This window comes from Bradyrhizobium sp. 147 (assembly GCF_023073935.1).
Lineage (GTDB): Bacteria > Pseudomonadota > Alphaproteobacteria > Rhizobiales > Xanthobacteraceae > Bradyrhizobium.
In genome coordinates this window covers 1-15,438 of the sequence record NZ_JADPKL010000096.1, presented here as the reverse complement: position 1 = coordinate 15,438, position 15,438 = coordinate 1, and the positions used below count along the sequence as shown (strand labels likewise).

The following is a 15,438-nucleotide window of genomic DNA, read 5'->3' as shown; positions in this document are numbered from 1 at the left end:
CATCTCCACGACTGTCAGTTTGTTATACTGCGATTGCAAACAGCAACCCTCGGTCGAGCATGCAATCTCCACCCTCCATCGCCACTGAATCCTTCTCCGACGCCGGCCTTGCCGTCGCCCGTCTCGAAGAGATCTACGAGCGCAACACGAAATTCCTGCGCGACCGGTTCGAGGCCTATGTTGGCGGCGAAGCGGTCACGACGCGGGTACGGGCCTATTATCCCTTCGTCCGCGTCACCACCGCGACGCATGCGCGGCTGGATTCGCGCCTGTCCTACGGTTTCGTCGCCGGTCCCGGCGTGCACGAGACCAGCGTGACGCGGCCGGATCTGTTCCGCGCCTATCTCACCGAGCAGATCGGCCTGCTGGTTCAGAACCACGGTGTTCCCGTCGAGATCGGGGAATCCGCCGAGCCGATCCCGATCCACTTCGCCTATCGCCGCGACATCAACATCGAAGCCGCCATCACCACCAGCGAGAACTCGGCCATCACGCGCTCGCTGCGCGATGCGTTCGATGTGCCTGATCTCGCCACGATGGACGATTCGATCGCCGACGGCACCTTCGAGCTCCAGCCCGGCGCGCCCGAGCCGCTATCCCTGTTCCGCGCTGCGCGCGTCGATTACTCGCTGCGCCGACTCTATCACTACACCGGCACGGATCCCGAATACTTCCAGAACTTCGTCATCTTCACCAATTACCAATTCTATGTCGACGCCTTCGCGCAGCTCTGCCAGCAACGGCTTCAGTCCGGCGAGGCTGGCCTCGAAGCCTTTGTCGCGCCGGGCAATGTCATCACGCGCAATGGTGGCTCGATCAGCGGCACGCCGCCATTGCGCGTGCCGCAGATGCCGGCCTTCCATCTGGTCGCGCCCGGCTATCGCGGCATCAGCCTGATCAATATCGGCACCGGCCCGTCCAATGCGCGCAACGTCACCGATCATGTCGCCGTGCTGCGCCCGCATGCCTGGCTGATGCTCGGCCATTGCGCAGGCCTGCGCAACACGCAGCGGCTTGGCGATTACGTGCTCGCGCATGGTTATGTGCGCGAGGATCATGTGCTCGATCGCGAGCTACCGCTGTGGGTGCCGATCCCGGCCCTGGCCGAGATGCAGGTTGCGCTCGAGGAGGCGGTCGAGGACGTCACCGGGCTGGAAGGCTTCGAGCTCAAGCGGCTGATGCGCACCGGCACCGTCGCGAGCGTCGACAACCGCAATTGGGAGATTTCCGGGCCGGCGGTGATCCGCCGCCTGTCGCAATCACGTGCGGTCGCGCTCGACATGGAATCGGCCGCGATCGCCGCCAATGGCTACCGCTTCCGCGTCCCGTACGGCACGCTGCTCTGCGTCTCCGACAAGCCGCTGCACGGCGAGATCAAGCTCGCGGGCATGGCCAGCGAGTTCTATCGCCGTCGCGTCGGCCAGCATCTCGAGATTGGCCTGAAGGCCCTGGAGCGGCTCAAGCAGCAGGAATCGGAGCGGCTGCATTCGCGAAAGCTGAGGAGTTTCGCCGAGGTCGCGTTTCAGTAGCGCGTCCCTCCCGCTTGCCGGCAGGATCTGGCAGCAAGACTGTCGCACGCCCGACGCTGGCGTCTCCGTGAGAGCGCAATCATTCCGGAATATCGCCGCCATGACAGGGTTATCACGTCATCCGGGGCCGCAGAAGCAGGAGATAGGAATGATCACAGCGATGATCAGAATCGTCGTGCTGGGAACGTTCGCAGCGGCGCTGTTCGCTTCGCCGGTCTTGGCCGCGGGCGGTGGAGGAGGCGGTGGAGGTGGTGGCGTCAGCTCCACGGACCCCTATGCGGGCGCCTATTCGGATCAGAAAGCGCAGCCCAGCTACCCGAAACGCTCCAACCCAAGGGCAACCCAGAAAGGCAAGAAGCCGAACAGCCAGTCCAGCATCGGTGATCCCGCATTCGCGGCCGGCTACCGCGCGGCCTATGACACGATCTACGAGCGCAACGATTATGCGGTCGCGATCGAGCAATTGAAGGCGCTCGGCCACGACGATCATCCTGCCGTCGCCAATCTCATCGGTTACTCATATCGCAAGCTCGGCGACTACAAGCAGTCGCAGATTTGGTACGAGCGCGCGCTGAAGGCCGATCCGAATCACGTGCTGACTTGGCAGTATTATGGGCTTTGGCAGCTCGAGCAGGGCAACCGCGAGCAGGCAATGTTTCACCTGGACCGCATCGCTGCGATCTGCGGGCGTGATTGCGAGGAGTACAAGTCCCTGGCGACTGCGCTGGAGAAACCCACAGGCGCTGCCCTCGTTTACTGAGAACGCAGGCGGGTCAGGCCTGCCGCTGTACGAAGCGCAGTCCGCTCGGCGTAGTTCACTATCGCGACAATAGGTGGGTTACGCCCTAGGCTAACCCACCCCTGGACATGGTGACAAGCGAAGAAATTTTCAGCATTGTCCGGCGCGGGGGCTCGACCGGGACGACTTGATGCCACTCATGCGCGACAAGATCATTGGCCATGATCTCGAACGGCTGGCCTTTCGCTTCACCATGCTGAACGATGGCGATGTGGTGCAGTGCCAGATCAGCGACGCCGCGATGGACGAACTCGCGGGCATGCAGGGCACCGAAAGCAGCGCGCGCCAGGCGCAATTCCTGTCGCTGCGCGAGACCATCGAGCGGATCGCGTCAGACCTCTACGACGAAGCGCCGCGGGTGAAGGGGCACGTGGTGCGGATTTTCACGCGGCATTTGGCGAGGTGAGATCCATTGAACCACGAGCGCCAGCCCCCGCCGTCGTTCTTCAAAGCTCTGTTTGCGATGGCAGGGCGATCGCAACACTCCTCGCCTGCGGCCATCCTTCGAGACGCCCGCCTTCGGCAGGCCCTCAGGATGAGGGCGGAGTGTGCGGGAACAGTTTCAACGAGCGCCAACGTGGCCTCATCCTGAGGAGACCGCTGGAAGCGGTCGTCTCGAAGGACGAGGCGTGCGCTCAGGCGCCTCCAAAAGTCATATGCGATCGCCCTACCTTGCGTCAGGCTTGCAGCTTCTTCAGCAACAACCTCAGCGCCGCTGCCGCGAACACCTGCATGTTGCCGAACCGGTCGTTGCTGCCCGTCTCCAGCGTCATCACCTCTGCCGTAGGGCCCGCCACCGCCATGCAGCTATGGCCGGCGGCGTCGCCGTAGCGGTTGCCGGTGGGACCGGCGGCGCCGGTTTCGGACAGGCCCCAGTCGCACCCGAAGCGCGTTCGCATCCGCTCGGCAAGCAGTTTCGTGTAGGGCTCCGATGAGGATCGAAAGCCCTTCATGCCGTCGTCCGAAATATCCATCAGCACGCGCCTGGCGTCGCGCGTGTAGACCACGGTCCCACCGAGGAAATAGGCGGACGCGCCGGGCACGGCGAGCAGGCTGGCCGAGATCAGGCCACCGGCCGAGGATTCTGCCACCGCAATCGTCTGTTTGCGCGCGATCAGTTTGGCCGCGACCTGTTCCGCAATGCCGACGAGTTCTTTCATGTCCTTCACCTCTGATCCTCGCAACTGTGATCAGCCTTGCTAGCATAGACGGAAGCCTTGGCCGAGTTGCAGGCGGCGGGCAGGCCTGCTTGAATGGCGGAGACAAAGCGGGGCGGCCAGGCGCTGCCCGCGAGAAGACGAGATTAAGAACTCCACAGGGAAACGTGAAGGAGATGTCATGGCGTCCCTGATCGCCGGCGCTGTCGATTGCGACGTGCATCCGGCCGTGCCGCATCTGACCAGTCTGCTGCCGTACCTGAACGATTATTGGCGCGATCAGGTGACGACGCGCGGCATGGTCGATCTCGTCTCGCAATCCTATCCGCAGAACTCGCCGATCGTGGCGCGTCCCGATTGGCGCCCCGAGAAGGGCAAGCCCGGCGAAAGCCTGCAGGACATGCAGCGCCATGTGCTCGATCGTTTCCAGCTCAAGCTCGCCATTTGCAATCCTCTGTACGGCGTGCAGATGGTGTTCTCCGAGGACATGCAGGCGGCCTTCTGCCGCGCGCTGAACGACTGGCTCGTGAAGGAGTGGCTCGATCGCGATCCGCGCCTGCGCGGCTCGATCGTGATCCCCACGCAAAGCGTCGAGAAGGCGGTCGCCGAGATCGAGCGCTGCGCGCAAGATCGCCGCTTCGTGCAGGTGCTCATGCTGGTCATGGGCGACATACCGCTCGGCAAGCGTGCGCTGTGGCCGATCTACGAAGCTGCGGAACGGCTGGAACTCCCGGTCGGCGTCCACGCCGGTTCCGCCTACCACAATCCGCCCACTGCTGTGGGGTGGGGGTCTTATCACATCGAGGATTATGTCGGTCAGGCCCAGGCGTTCCAGACCCAGCTCACCAGCCTGATCGTCGAGGGCGTGTTCGCCAAATATCCGCGACTGAAAATGGTGATGCTGGAGTCCGGCGTCTCCTGGATCGCGCCCTATCTCTGGCGCCTGCACAAGTTCTGGCGCGGGGTGCGGATGGAGACGCCCTGGGTCGATCGCGCGCCGCTGGAGATTGTGCGCAGCAACATTCGCTTCTCGTTACAGCCCTTTGATGCGCCGCCGGAACCGGAGACATTAATTCGGCTGTTTGATCATATGCAGTCGGACGAATTGGTCCTATTCTCCACGGACTATCCGCACTGGCAGTTCGATGGCCAGGAGGCGCTGCCCGAAGGTCTGTCCCCCGATCTCGTGCGCAAGATCATGATCGACAATCCGTATGCGACCTATCCCCGCCTGACTTAGCCCGCTGCCAAAGGAGGCAAGGCGATGAATATCCAGTTTCGCGAAAGTCCAGAAGCTGCTTCCCCACTGACTGCGAAAACCGCGATCGCGGATTGCGACATCCATCCGGCCCGCGCCACCCACACCGAGCTCTATCCCTACCTCGCCAAACGCTGGCAGCATCACCTCGACATCTATGGCGTCCACGCCTATCAGGGCATGATGGAAGGCCCGCCCTATCCGAAGGCCCAGCCTAACGCCTCGCGCCGCGACGCCTATCCGCCGGAAGGCGGCCCGCAGGGCTCTTCGTTGTCTTTCATGCAGAAGCAACTGCTCGACCCTAACAACGTGCAACTCGGCGTGCTCAATCCGCTCAACACCGGCCAGGGCATCCGCAATCACGAACTCTCGGCCGCGCTGTGCTCGGCGATCAACGACTGGCAGATCGACAAATGGACCAGCAAGGACAAGCGCCTGAAGGCCTCGATCGTCGTCGGCAATGAAGATGGCCTGACGGCCGCCGCCGAGATCCGCGAGCGGGCCGGCGACAAGAACTTCGTGCAGGTGCTGCTGCTCAGCCGCAACGTCGAGCCGCTCGGCCAGCGCCGCTACTGGCCGATCTATCAGGCCGCAGAAGAAGCCGGCCTTCCCGTCGGCGTGCACGCCTTCGGCTTCGGCGGCAATCCGATCACGCCGTCGGGCTGGCCTTCCTATTACATCGAGGAGATGGTGGGACATTCGCAGTGCCAGCAATCGGCGCTCGCGAGTCTGGTTTTGGAAGGTGTGTTCGAGCGTTTCCCGAAACTGAAGATGGTGATGATCGAAGCCGGCTTCGGCTGGGCGCCGTCGCTGGCGTGGCGGCTCGACAAGGCTTGGCAGCGGCTGCGCAGTGAGGTGCCGCATGTGAAGCGGCCGCCGTCCGAATATATCCGCGAGCAGGTGTGGTGGACGACGCAGCCGATGGAGGACCCGGAGCGCCGCGAGGAGCTGTTCGACGTCATCAACTGGATCGGTTGGGATCGCCTCCTGTTTGCGACCGACTATCCGCATTGGGACTATGATGAGCCCTCGCGCGTGCTGCCGGCCGGCGTCAGCGAAGCCAATCGCGAGGCGTTCTATCTCGGCAATGCCAAGAAGCTCTACGGACTAGCCGCATGATCCGAAAAAGTGTGAAGCGGTTTTTCGATAAGATCATGCGGAAGAGACAGATATGGCGCGCCATGTGATTGCCGCGGTCGACGAGCTTCCGCCGGGCACGCGAAAATTACTGGAGATCGACGGACGGCCGATCGCGGTGTTCAACGTCAAGGGCGAGTATTTCGGCCTGATGAACCGCTGCCCGCATCAGGGCGCGGCGCTGTGCGAGGGCCCGCTGATCGGCCTCGCGCAATCGAACGATCCCGGCGAGATCCAATATACGAAACTCGGCGAGATCATCCGCTGCCCCTGGCACGGCTGGGAGTTCGACATCCGCACCGGCCAGTCCTATTGCGATCCCCGCCGCTTCCGCGTGAAGGCCTATCCGGCCCATGTCGAGCCGGGCGCGACCGTGGTGAAGGGGCCGTATGTCGCGGAGACTATCCCGGTGAAGGTCGAGAGCGACTACGTGGTGGTGGAATTGTAGCCTGAACTGCGACCGCAGCGGAGGTGTGCTCCTTCGCCCCGTTTTTACGGGAGAGGTGAAGGAGCGTGCCTCCGGAGTGACCGTCAGTGTCCCGCCACCGGCTCCGGCACGGCATCGTAGGTCGGTACTGCCTTGCCGCCGCCGCGATACACCGTCGACGCCGCGATGATGCCGAGCAGGGCTGCGAACATCAGCCAGAAGCCGGGCGAGGCCTTGTCGCCGGTCCCCTCAATCAACCAGGTCGAGGCGAGGGGCGTGAAGGTGCCGAACAGCGCGGCGGCGAGCGCGAACGCAAGCGAGAAGCAGGTGGTGCGCACATGCGCCGGCACGATCTCGACGAGAGCACCGAGCATGGTGCCGCTGTAGACGCCGAAATAGAACGAAAACATCATCTCAACTGCGAGCAGCTTGCCGAAAGTCGGCGCCGCCACCAGCCAGTGCAGCGCAGGATAGGCGGTGACGAGTGAGAGGCCGGCGATGGCGAGCAGCACCGATTTGCGGCCGATGCGATCGGACAGCGCACCGCCGACCGGATTCCAGATGAAATTGGTGACTGCCACGAGCAGCGTGACCAGCAACGCGTCCTGTGTCGACAGCTTCAGCACGGTCTTGCCGAAGGTCGGCGTGTACACCGTGACGAAATAGAACGTCGTGGTGGTCAGGATCGCGATCATCATGCCGAGGATGACGATGCGCCAGTTGGCGAGCGCGGAGGCGAACACCTCGCTGGTCGTCGGGTGCTTCTTCATGGCGAGGAAGGCTGGCGTCTCCTCCAGCGTCCGCCGCAGGACGAAGATCAGCGGAATGATCAGGCAGCCGACGAAGAAGGGAATGCGCCAGCCCCAAGCGGCGACGGTGTCGGCCGGCATCACCTCGGAGAGGATGAAGCCGAGGATCGAAGCCACGAAGATCGCGACCTGCTGGCTCGACGATTGGAACGAGGTGTAGAAGCCGCGATTGCCGGGCGTTGCGATTTCCGCAAGATACACCGACACGCCGCCGAGCTCGACACCGGCGGAGAAGCCCTGCAGCAGGCGCCCGATCAGCACGATGACGGGTGCCGCGATACCGATGGTCGCGTAGCTCGGGCAGAACGCGATGACGACGGTGCCGAAGGCCATGATGCCGAGCGTGACGATCAGGCCCTGGCGGCGGCCGATGCGGTCGATGTATGCGCCGAGCACGATCGCGCCGACGGGGCGCATCAAGGCGCCGAGCCAGAACACGCCGAAGGTGTTGAGCAGCGACGCTGTTTCATCGGTGGAGGGAAAGAACGCCTTGCCGATCGCGGCGGCGTAGAAGCCGAACAGGAAGAAGTCGAACTGCTCGAGGAAATTGCCGGAGGTGGCGCGCAGGATGGCGCCAATGCGCGACTTGATTGCGGGTGGATTGGTCGATGCGGCTGATCCAGCCATTGCGGTCTCCCCCTTTGGAAAGGCGTGGCCGGCCGGAACTCATCTTCACGGCAAGGCGACAGATTGATGCTGCGACAATCTGTCATACCCCTTCCCGCAGGGTGGGAGGCGAGTCAATCGGTTTTGCCGAGAAAGCTGATGATTGTTCAGGTCTTGTTTTGCGTCGCAGCGATCATCCAGTCCCGGAAAGCGGCCAATTTCGGCGCTTCGCGGCGGCCCTCCGGCGAGACGAGGTAGAAGCCGGCATCGGCCGGCAGCGCGATCTTGAAGGGCACCACGAGGCGGCCCTTGGCGATATCGTCCTGAACGTAGGAGGTCCGGCCCATCGCGACGCCGATGCCGTCGATCGCGGCCTGGATGGTCATGAAGATCATGTCGAAAGTGATGCCGGGCTGCCTGGCGATATCGGCTGGCTGGCCCGCCGCCGTCAGCCACAGCCGCCAATCGTCGCTGTTGGCATTCGAGGTGTGCAGCAGCGAATGGTTTCGCAGGTCTTCGGGCCGGCGTAGCGGCTTGTCGCCGCGCAGTAGGGAGGGACTGCACACCGGAAACAGCTCGTCCGCCATCAGCCAGTCGGCACGCAAGCCCGGCCACTGGCCGCGGCCGTAGCGGATCGCGGCATCGACGTCGTCGCGCTGGAAGTCGACAAGACTGGTCGAGGTGGTGATGCGTACGTCGATGCCGGGGTGCTGCTCCTGGAAATCGGTTAGCCGCGGCAGCAGCCATTTTGCGGCGAGCGAAGCCAGCGTCGACACGGTCAGCACCTTGTCGTCGTCCTTGCGCAGCAACCGGTCGGTGGCGAGGCGGAGATCGTTGAAGGCAGCGCGGACGCCCGGCAAATAGTCACGCGCTTCCGGCGTGAGCGTCAGCGCGCGGTTCTGCCGGACGAACAGGCGGATGCCGAGCTCCTCCTCCAGCCTGCGGATCTGATGGCTGATCGCGGTCTGGGTCACGTTCAGTTCGGTCGCCGCCAACGTGAAACTGAGATGGCGCGCGGCGGCCTCGAACGCTCGCAATCCGTTCAGGGATGGCAATCTGGCAGTCATTTGGCAGCAGGATGTATGACGTTATTTCATGCGGAAAGGTACAAATTGTCGTTTGTCGCGGCGCAGCAGCAGGCAGATATTAGCGCTCAGGTTAGCTCTAGGAGCTGAAGATGTCTACCTTGACCCAAAATTCGATGACAAATCATCATGCGCCGAGCCTGATCCACCAGATCGGCGACACCCTCCACATCTGGCACGAACGCTACCGGACCCGGCGCGAGCTCACCAACTGGACTGCGCGTGATCTGCAGGACGTCGGCCTGACTTGGAGCGATGTGGCTTATGAAGCCGACAAACCCTTCTGGCGGGCCTGATCGGCCGCCAGGCCGGCGCCGCCTGATCACAGGGGCGCCGGCGGTCCCTTTCCCTTTGCGGCATGTGTCATGAGTACGCTTCGTCTGGAAGACCTGAGGCAATATTCCGATTCGCTGCGCACCCGGCAGGGTGAGACGCTCAATGTTCGCTTCGCCGAGCCGCGCGACACAGAGGAGCTCCAGCATTATTTCCGGTCGCTCTCGACCCGGTCCCGCTACAACCGTTTCTTCGGCGCGATCAGCGAATTGCCGAAGGGACTCCTGCACGATTTCCTCGATGTCGGAGAGCGCGAGCGCTTCACCGTGGTGGCGACCATGATGGTCGACGGCTTCGAGACTATCGTCGCCGAAATGCGCTATGCGCTCCATGCCGAGACCGCAGCGGTCGAGTTCGGCCTGTCGGTCGACGACCGCTGGCACGGTCACGGCATCGCCACTGCGCTTCTGAAGAACCTGGAATGCCGCGCCGCTGCGCTGCGCGCCGAGCACATCTTTGGCGAGACGCTGCGCTCCAACGAGACCATGATCTCGCTCGCCCGCAAATCCGGCTTCGCTTTCGTCAATCATCCCGACGATTGGAAGCTGGTGCGCTTCGACAAGAAGATCGCGGTCGCACCGAAAGACATTCCCTGTGCGAGCTGGCGCCTCGCCGCCCTTTCCCGTCAGGCCGACAGCCCCTCAGCCTCGGCCTGACACACTCCGAGCCCGGCCTGGCCAAGCCAGAGCCGGGCATTTTTTTGCCTTCACGCAGCCTTCTTCGGCCTACTTCCCCGTGAACACCGCCTTGCGCTTCTCGATGAAGGCCTGCACGGCCTCCTTGTGATCGGCGGTCGCGGTGAGGCGCACCAGCCGCTCGGCCTCGTGGTCGCGCGCGGTCTCGAAGTCGAAGAGCAGGGCTTCGTCGAGATTGTCCTTCATGTAGCGCAGCGCGAGGCGAGGGCCTTCGGCGAGCGATTTGGCCAGCGCGAAAGCCTCGGCTTGCAGCAAGTCGTCGGGCACGACGCGATTGACGAGGCCGATCGCCTCGCAGCGCGCGGCATCGACGCGATCGCCGGTGAACATCAATTCGCGCGCCCGCGCGGTGCCGACCAGCCGGGTCAGCAGCCAGGCGATGCCGTAATCACCGCTGAGCGCGATGCGGGCGTAGCCGGTGGCAACGAACGCAGATTGCGCGGCGATGCGGATGTCGCAGGCCATGGCGATGGCAAGCCCGGCGCCGACTGCGGGGCCGGGTAGGGCGGCGATGGTGGGCTTGCGCACCGACACCAGCGCGCCGGTGAGCAGGCGCTGCCGCTCCTGGAGATCGGCGATGCGATCCTCAAGCGACATCTCCAGCTTCTTTGAATCGCGATGCGCACCCATGCCCTTGACGTTGCCGCCGGCGCAGAACGCTTCGCCCGCGCCGGTGAGCAGCAGTGCGCCGACATCAGGGTTCTCGCCGCAGCTCCGGATCATCGTGCGCAGCGCCGGCGTTAACGTATCGGACAGCGAGTTGCGCGCCTCCGGCCGGTTCAGCGTGATGACAGCGACGCGCTCGCGGATGACGCAGAGCAGCTCGTTGGTGCCGGTATCGATGGTGGTTTCCGTGGTCATGTCGCTCCCTCTCTTCGTCATGGCGAGCAGCCCGCGACAAAATTGCGACGCAAGTCTGCGCTGGCGACGAAGCAATCCAGTTTGTCTCCGCGAAGATATCTCGATTGCTTCGCTTCGCTCGCGATGACGATTGTTGTGACGTTATTGCCTCAAAACACCGCCTCAAAACGTCTCCACCCATGGCCGCAGCTCCAGCTCCCAGCTCCAGGCGCTGCGCGGCTGCTGCAACACGTTCCAATAGCTCTGCGCGATGGCGTCAGGGTCGAGCATCGAGTCCGGCTTGTCGGCCGGCTCGGTCCGCGTCGCGCTGCGGATAGCGCCGTCGATGACGAAATGCGCGACATGGATGCCCTGCGGCGACAATTCGCGCGCCATGCTCTGTGCGAGTCCGCGCAGCGCGAACTTGCCCATCGCAAACGACGCCGACTGCGCATAGCCCTTGACGCTGGCGGAGGCGCCGGTGAACAGGATCGCGCCGTGCCTGTTCGGCAGCATACGCTTGGCCGCCTGCTGCGCCACCAGGAAGCCGCCATAAGCGCTGACCGCGATGGCGTGCGCGACATCGGCAGGGACCAGGTCGACGAGCGGTCCGCGCGTGCGCCCGCTGGCGTTGTAGACGACGAGGTCGGGCGTGCCGATCTCGCGCTCGACCAGGCCGAACAATCGCTCAACCTCCTCTGGCTCCGTGGCGTTGCAGGCATAGGCTTTGGCCCCGGTCTCGGTGCAGAGCGCGCCCAGCTTCTCGATCTTGCGCGCGGCAAGGGCGACGCGGATGTTCTGGGCCGCAAAGAGCCTTGCCAGCGAGGCGCTCAATCCTTCGCCGGCGCCGATGATGAGCGCGATCCTGTATTTTGGGTGTTCCATGGCGTGATCTCTCGCAGACAAGGAGCCGTTGATCTAAGCATGGTCTGCGCGGACGACCAGCCGGGGCGGTCACAATTCCGCAGAGTGAATTGCTCCCTCACGGCGATCATGCCGCCCTGACGATTTGCGGCTTTATCCGCATTCGCCTCTGGAGCATGATCGACATCATCCCAAGCGGCAAGCGCAAAGAATTGCCGTCGGGCGGAAACGAGAGGACGATCATGCACAAGCCGATCCCAGCGCCGCCAGCACGTATCGCGGTCGAGCCATCCGGCCTGCTGGCACCCGATACCACTGGCATGAATTTCTACCGCGCCGATCCCGGACTGACGGACCTCTTGCGCATCCATCTGCCGGACACGCTGTTCCGCCATATCGAGCCGCATCTCGATCGCCTCGGCGAACTCGCCGGCGGCCAGCTCGACGAATGCGCGCGGCTTGCCGACCGGCACACGCCCATCCTGCATCAGCGCGACAAGTTCGGCCGCGACATACAATGGATCGAGTATCATCCGGCCTATCGCGAGCTAGAGAAGGCCGCGTTCGGCGAATTCGGCATCCACGCGCTCTCGATCCGCAAGGGCATCATGGGCTGGCCGGACAAATATCCCGTGGTGGCCAAGCACGCCTTCACCTTCCTGTTCAACCAGACCGAATTCGGCATGGGCTGCCCGATCAACGTCACCGACGGCTGCGCAAAACTGTTGGCGAATTTCGGCAGTGAAGCGCTGAAGGCGAAATATCTGGATGGCCTGACCCAGACCGACATGAGCAAGCTGACCCAGGGCGGCCAGTTCATGACCGAGAAAGAAGGCGGCTCCGACGTCGGCACGCTGACGACCCGCGCGGTGCAGGAAGGCGACCATTGGCGCCTCTACGGCGAAAAATGGTTCTGCTCGAACGCCGACGCCAAGATCGTGATGCTGCTGGCGCGTCCTGAAGGCGCCGGCCCGGGCACGCGCGGCGTAGGCCTGTTCTTGATGCCGCGCTTCCTCGACGACGGCTCGCAAAACAGCTACCGGATCGTGCGTCTCAAGGACAAGCTCGGCACCCGCTCGATGGCTTCGGGCGAGATCAAGCTCGAAGGCGCGATCGCCTACGCAGTGGGCAAGCTCGACCGTGGGTTCGTGCAGATGGCCGAGATGGTGAACTCGTCGCGGCTCTCAAATGGTGTCAAATCCACCGCGCTGATGCGCCGGGCCTATCACGACGCGCTTGCCGTCGCGAAGAACCGCGTCGTGTTCGGCAATCGCATCATCGACCTGCCGCTCGGTCGCCGGCAGATGCTGAAAATCATGCTGCCGGTCGAGCAAGCGCTGTCGATGAGCTTCCTCACCGCCGACGCGCTCGACCGCGCCGAAGCCGGCAGCCAGGATGCGGCGGCGCTCTTGCGCATTCTCACCCCCACGCTGAAGTTCCGCGCCACGCGCGACGCGCGAAAGGTCTGCGGAGATGCGCTCGAGATGCGCGGCGGCATCGGCTATATCGAGGAATTCGCCACCGCGCGCCTGCTGCGCGATGCGCATCTCGGCTCGGTCTGGGAAGGCACCGGCAACATTGTCGCGATCGATGCGCTGCGGCGCGCGGTCGGCCGTCATGGCGCGGAGTCCGCGCTCGCGGCCGATCTGCATGCCCAGCTCGACGACAGCGCCTCCGTGCCACAGGCCTGGCGCGATAATCTGCGCCGCCTCACCGATGGCGCCGTCGGCTTCGCGCGAGAGGTCGCTGCCAAGGTCGAATACGAGGCCGATGCGCGGCGCGCCACCAGCCTGCTCTATCATGTCGCGAGCGCCGTCGCGCTCGCCTGGGAATCGCATCGCATCCACGACATGCGCGGCGACGCGCGCCGGCTGCTGCTGTCGCGGCTCGTGATCGACCATCGCGTCCTGCCGAGCGATCCGTTCCGGCTGACGGAAAATCCAGTGCAGCAGAAGATCGCCGCGCTGCTGCTCGGCGATCGCGACGCCACCATGAGCGAGGTTGGCGAACTGGTTCTGGCGGCGTAGGCTCCTTTCACCTTTCCCATAGGGAGAGGTGAGGAATGCACTCAACGAAACAGCATGAGGAAACACCGATGAAGGCCGCCGTCCTCTATGAAGTCAATCAGCCGCTCGTCATCGAGGACATCAGCCTGCCGAAGCCCGGCCCGCGCGAGGTCCTGATCCGCACCGCAGTCGCCGGGCTCTGTCATTCCGATCTGCACTTCATGGAAGGCCTCTATCCGCATCCGTTACCCGCGGTGCTTGGGCACGAGTCCGCCGGCGTGGTCGAACAGGTCGGCTCCGACGTCACTTACGTCAAGCCGGGCGATCACGTCGTCACCTGCCTCTCGGTCTTCTGCGGCACTTGCGACAATTGCACGACGGGTCGCACCGTGCTCTGCACCGACACGACGGTGAAGATGCTGCCGGGCGTCTCCGACCGGATGCAGTGGGCGAAACCTGAGAAGCTGCACCAGTTTCTTAACCTCTCGTCCTTCGCTGAGCAGATGCTGGTGCACGAGAATGCGATCGTCAAAATCCGGAAGGAAATGCCGCTCGATCTCGCCGCGCTGATCGGCTGCGGCGTTATCACCGGCTATGGCGCGGTGGTGAACACGGCAAAGGTGACGGCCGGCGAGACCGTGGCGGTGATCGGCTGCGGCGGCGTCGGCATGGCCGCGATCAACGGCGCGCAGATCGCCGGCGCCGGCCGCATCATCGCCATCGATACCAATCCGGCCAAGCTGCAGCTCGCGACCAAGCTGGGCGCGACCGACATCATCAATCCCGCCGATGGTGACGTCGTGAAGCAGGTGCGCGACCTCACCAATGGCGGCGTGCATCATTCGTTCGAGGTGCTCGGCCGCAAGGAGACCGCCGAGCAGGCGTTCGGCATGCTCGCCTCCGGCGGCACCGCGACCATCGTCGGCATGATCCCGTTCGGACAGAAGATCGAGCTGCACGGCTTCGACTTCCTGCGCGAGCGCAAGATCCAGGGCTCCTCGATGGGCTCCAACCATTTCCGCGTCGACATGCCGCGCCTGGTCGATTTCTACCTGCGCGGCCGGCTGCACCTGGAGGACTGGATCTCGGCCAAGCTGAAGCTAAGCGAGATCAACGAGGGCTTTGCCAACATGAAAGCCGGCAAGACGCTGCGCAGCGTGATCGTGTTCGATAGCTGACACAACCACTGTGTCATCGCCCGGCCTTGACCGGGCGATCCAATACGCTGCGACGGAAGTTGCGTGAACGAACCGCCGCGGAGTACTGGATGCTCCGCCTTCGCGGGGCATGATAGCGCCGGGGATGCCGGCTGTGTGCCTAACTCACCGTGACACGTGCGCCGACACCGCCAGCCACTTGCCGTTCTGCTTCGCCCAACAATCGGTATATCGTCCCGTAGCATGCTGGCCGTCCGCCATGGTGTAGCTCGTCGCGGCGTGGATGATGGCGAAATCGCCCATGATGCGGATGATGACGTCGTGCTCATGCAGATTGCGGATCGCGATCGGCCGCGCCGTCTGCTCCAGGAAGGCCGCACGGTCGACCAGCGTCTTGTCGGGATTGGAGCAGTAGAACTCCGCCGCCAGGATCTCGTCGAAGCGCTTGACGTCGCAGTTCTGGACCGAAGCGACATAGTCGCGGTTGAGTGCGGTGAGCTGTTCGAGATCGTTGCTCATGGCCTCTCTCTCCTCCCGTCCGAGATGCGCGTAGCGCTAGCCCCGGAATCTCGATGTTGTTTTACCGCCGTCATTGCGAGCGAAGAAAAGCAATTCAGAAATGTCTCTGCGGGTACAGTCTGGATTGCTCACATGGGGGTTTGGTGTGTCAAGATTTATGATCAGCTCTTTGTTCGATTGCAGGCCAGCTCTTCGTCCCGACCGTGGGATCTTTCGG

16 protein-coding genes are annotated in these 15,438 nt (G+C 63.7%); 10 read left to right on the top strand and 6 right to left on the bottom strand.

Annotated elements, in window-relative coordinates; translation table 11 throughout:
- Positions 1 to 59: 59 nt before the first annotated feature.
- The 3 genes from IVA87_RS23820 to IVA87_RS23810 all read left to right on the top strand — a co-directional run bounded on the left by IVA87_RS23820 (position 60) and on the right by IVA87_RS23810 (position 2,734).
- Positions 60 to 1,529, top strand: coding sequence for an AMP nucleosidase (locus IVA87_RS23820; protein ID WP_247308099.1), 1,470 nt, complete (start codon positions 60 to 62; stop codon positions 1,527 to 1,529).
- Positions 1,530 to 1,677: 148 nt separating this feature from the next.
- Complete coding sequence (locus IVA87_RS23815; RefSeq protein ID WP_247308102.1) at positions 1,678 to 2,289, top strand: tetratricopeptide repeat protein; 612 nt, start codon at positions 1,678 to 1,680, stop codon at positions 2,287 to 2,289.
- 169 nt (positions 2,290 to 2,458) lie between these two features.
- Positions 2,459 to 2,734 carry a DUF1488 family protein gene (locus IVA87_RS23810; protein ID WP_247281690.1) on the top strand — a complete coding sequence of 92 codons (276 nt, stop codon included), beginning with the start codon at positions 2,459 to 2,461 and terminating at the stop codon, positions 2,732 to 2,734.
- A 271-nt stretch (positions 2,735 to 3,005) separates the two neighbouring features.
- Here IVA87_RS23810 and IVA87_RS23805 read toward each other — a convergent pair whose 3' ends face one another.
- Positions 3,006 to 3,488 (bottom strand): CinA family protein, encoded by a 483-nt coding sequence (locus IVA87_RS23805; RefSeq protein WP_247308107.1) that lies wholly within the window; start codon positions 3,486 to 3,488, stop codon positions 3,006 to 3,008.
- A 178-nt stretch (positions 3,489 to 3,666) separates the two neighbouring features.
- On the opposite strand from IVA87_RS23805, the gene IVA87_RS23800 reads away from it, so the two are divergent.
- From IVA87_RS23800 to IVA87_RS23790, 3 genes are read left to right on the top strand one after another with little or no spacing between them, the layout of a single operon-like run.
- A complete protein-coding gene (locus IVA87_RS23800) occupies positions 3,667 to 4,725 on the top strand; it encodes an amidohydrolase family protein (protein ID WP_247308109.1) in 1,059 nt (352 codons plus the stop codon).
- 24 nt (positions 4,726 to 4,749) lie between these two features.
- Entirely contained in the window at positions 4,750 to 5,862 is a 1,113-nt protein-coding gene (locus IVA87_RS23795; protein WP_247308112.1) for an amidohydrolase family protein, read from the top strand.
- Between the two features lie 52 nt (positions 5,863 to 5,914).
- Positions 5,915 to 6,328: a Rieske (2Fe-2S) protein gene (locus IVA87_RS23790; protein ID WP_247308115.1), complete on the top strand. Its 414-nt coding sequence runs from the start codon at positions 5,915 to 5,917 to the stop codon at positions 6,326 to 6,328.
- 83 nt (positions 6,329 to 6,411) lie between these two features.
- Here IVA87_RS23790 and IVA87_RS23785 read toward each other — a convergent pair whose 3' ends face one another.
- Together IVA87_RS23785 and IVA87_RS23780 are read right to left on the bottom strand one after the other, a co-directional pair.
- Entirely contained in the window at positions 6,412 to 7,743 is a 1,332-nt protein-coding gene (locus IVA87_RS23785; protein WP_247335257.1) for an MFS transporter, read from the bottom strand.
- A gap of 146 nt (positions 7,744 to 7,889) precedes the next feature.
- A complete protein-coding gene (locus IVA87_RS23780; RefSeq protein WP_247308121.1) occupies positions 7,890 to 8,789 on the bottom strand; it encodes a transcriptional regulator GcvA in 900 nt (299 codons plus the stop codon).
- A 110-nt stretch (positions 8,790 to 8,899) separates the two neighbouring features.
- Here IVA87_RS23780 and IVA87_RS23775 point away from each other — a divergent pair, with 110 nt between their 5' ends.
- Positions 8,900 to 9,103, top strand: a complete 204-nt coding sequence (locus IVA87_RS23775; protein WP_247278962.1) for a DUF1127 domain-containing protein — start codon at positions 8,900 to 8,902, stop codon at positions 9,101 to 9,103.
- Between the two features lie 69 nt (positions 9,104 to 9,172).
- Positions 9,173 to 9,796 (top strand): GNAT family N-acetyltransferase, encoded by a 624-nt coding sequence (locus tag IVA87_RS23770; RefSeq protein WP_247308125.1) that lies wholly within the window; start codon positions 9,173 to 9,175, stop codon positions 9,794 to 9,796.
- A gap of 69 nt (positions 9,797 to 9,865) precedes the next feature.
- On the opposite strand, the gene IVA87_RS23765 is transcribed toward IVA87_RS23770, so the two are convergent.
- Positions 9,866 to 10,696, bottom strand: coding sequence for an enoyl-CoA hydratase (locus IVA87_RS23765; protein WP_247308127.1), 831 nt, complete (start codon positions 10,694 to 10,696; stop codon positions 9,866 to 9,868).
- 162 nt (positions 10,697 to 10,858) lie between these two features.
- Complete coding sequence (locus tag IVA87_RS23760) at positions 10,859 to 11,560, bottom strand: SDR family NAD(P)-dependent oxidoreductase (RefSeq protein ID WP_247308132.1); 702 nt, start codon at positions 11,558 to 11,560, stop codon at positions 10,859 to 10,861.
- Positions 11,561 to 11,781: 221 nt separating this feature from the next.
- Between IVA87_RS23760 and IVA87_RS23755 the strand changes: the two genes are divergently transcribed.
- Positions 11,782 to 13,566, top strand: a complete 1,785-nt coding sequence (locus IVA87_RS23755) for an acyl-CoA dehydrogenase family protein (RefSeq protein ID WP_247335252.1) — start codon at positions 11,782 to 11,784, stop codon at positions 13,564 to 13,566.
- Between the two features lie 68 nt (positions 13,567 to 13,634).
- The gene (locus IVA87_RS23750) at positions 13,635 to 14,723 is read left to right on the top strand and encodes a Zn-dependent alcohol dehydrogenase (protein WP_247278957.1); all 1,089 of its coding nucleotides are present in this window, start codon (positions 13,635 to 13,637) and stop codon (positions 14,721 to 14,723) included.
- Positions 14,724 to 14,867: 144 nt separating this feature from the next.
- Here IVA87_RS23750 and IVA87_RS23745 read toward each other — a convergent pair whose 3' ends face one another.
- Positions 14,868 to 15,221 carry a nuclear transport factor 2 family protein gene (locus tag IVA87_RS23745; RefSeq protein ID WP_247308138.1) on the bottom strand — a complete coding sequence of 118 codons (354 nt, stop codon included), beginning with the start codon at positions 15,219 to 15,221 and terminating at the stop codon, positions 14,868 to 14,870.
- Positions 15,222 to 15,438: the final 217 nt, after the last annotated feature.

Bases quoted from the DNA above. Each gene is read 5' to 3' on its own strand.
- IVA87_RS23820 (WP_247308099.1), top strand. From the start codon at position 60: ATGCAATCTCCACCCTCCATCGCCACTGAATCCTTCTCCGACGCCGGC.
- IVA87_RS23815 (WP_247308102.1), top strand. From the start codon at position 1,678: ATGATCACAGCGATGATCAGAATCGTCGTGCTGGGAACGTTCGCAGCG.
- IVA87_RS23810 (WP_247281690.1), top strand. From the start codon at position 2,459: ATGCCACTCATGCGCGACAAGATCATTGGCCATGATCTCGAACGGCTG.
- IVA87_RS23805 (WP_247308107.1), bottom strand. From the start codon at position 3,488: ATGAAAGAACTCGTCGGCATTGCGGAACAGGTCGCGGCCAAACTGATC.
- IVA87_RS23800 (WP_247308109.1), top strand. From the start codon at position 3,667: ATGGCGTCCCTGATCGCCGGCGCTGTCGATTGCGACGTGCATCCGGCC.
- IVA87_RS23795 (WP_247308112.1), top strand. From the start codon at position 4,750: ATGAATATCCAGTTTCGCGAAAGTCCAGAAGCTGCTTCCCCACTGACT.
- IVA87_RS23790 (WP_247308115.1), top strand. From the start codon at position 5,915: ATGGCGCGCCATGTGATTGCCGCGGTCGACGAGCTTCCGCCGGGCACG.
- IVA87_RS23785 (WP_247335257.1), bottom strand. From the start codon at position 7,743: ATGGCTGGATCAGCCGCATCGACCAATCCACCCGCAATCAAGTCGCGC.
- IVA87_RS23780 (WP_247308121.1), bottom strand. From the start codon at position 8,789: ATGACTGCCAGATTGCCATCCCTGAACGGATTGCGAGCGTTCGAGGCC.
- IVA87_RS23775 (WP_247278962.1), top strand. From the start codon at position 8,900: ATGTCTACCTTGACCCAAAATTCGATGACAAATCATCATGCGCCGAGC.
- IVA87_RS23770 (WP_247308125.1), top strand. From the start codon at position 9,173: ATGAGTACGCTTCGTCTGGAAGACCTGAGGCAATATTCCGATTCGCTG.
- IVA87_RS23765 (WP_247308127.1), bottom strand. From the start codon at position 10,696: ATGACCACGGAAACCACCATCGATACCGGCACCAACGAGCTGCTCTGC.
- IVA87_RS23760 (WP_247308132.1), bottom strand. From the start codon at position 11,560: ATGGAACACCCAAAATACAGGATCGCGCTCATCATCGGCGCCGGCGAA.
- IVA87_RS23755 (WP_247335252.1), top strand. From the start codon at position 11,782: ATGCACAAGCCGATCCCAGCGCCGCCAGCACGTATCGCGGTCGAGCCA.
- IVA87_RS23750 (WP_247278957.1), top strand. From the start codon at position 13,635: ATGAAGGCCGCCGTCCTCTATGAAGTCAATCAGCCGCTCGTCATCGAG.
- IVA87_RS23745 (WP_247308138.1), bottom strand. From the start codon at position 15,221: ATGAGCAACGATCTCGAACAGCTCACCGCACTCAACCGCGACTATGTC.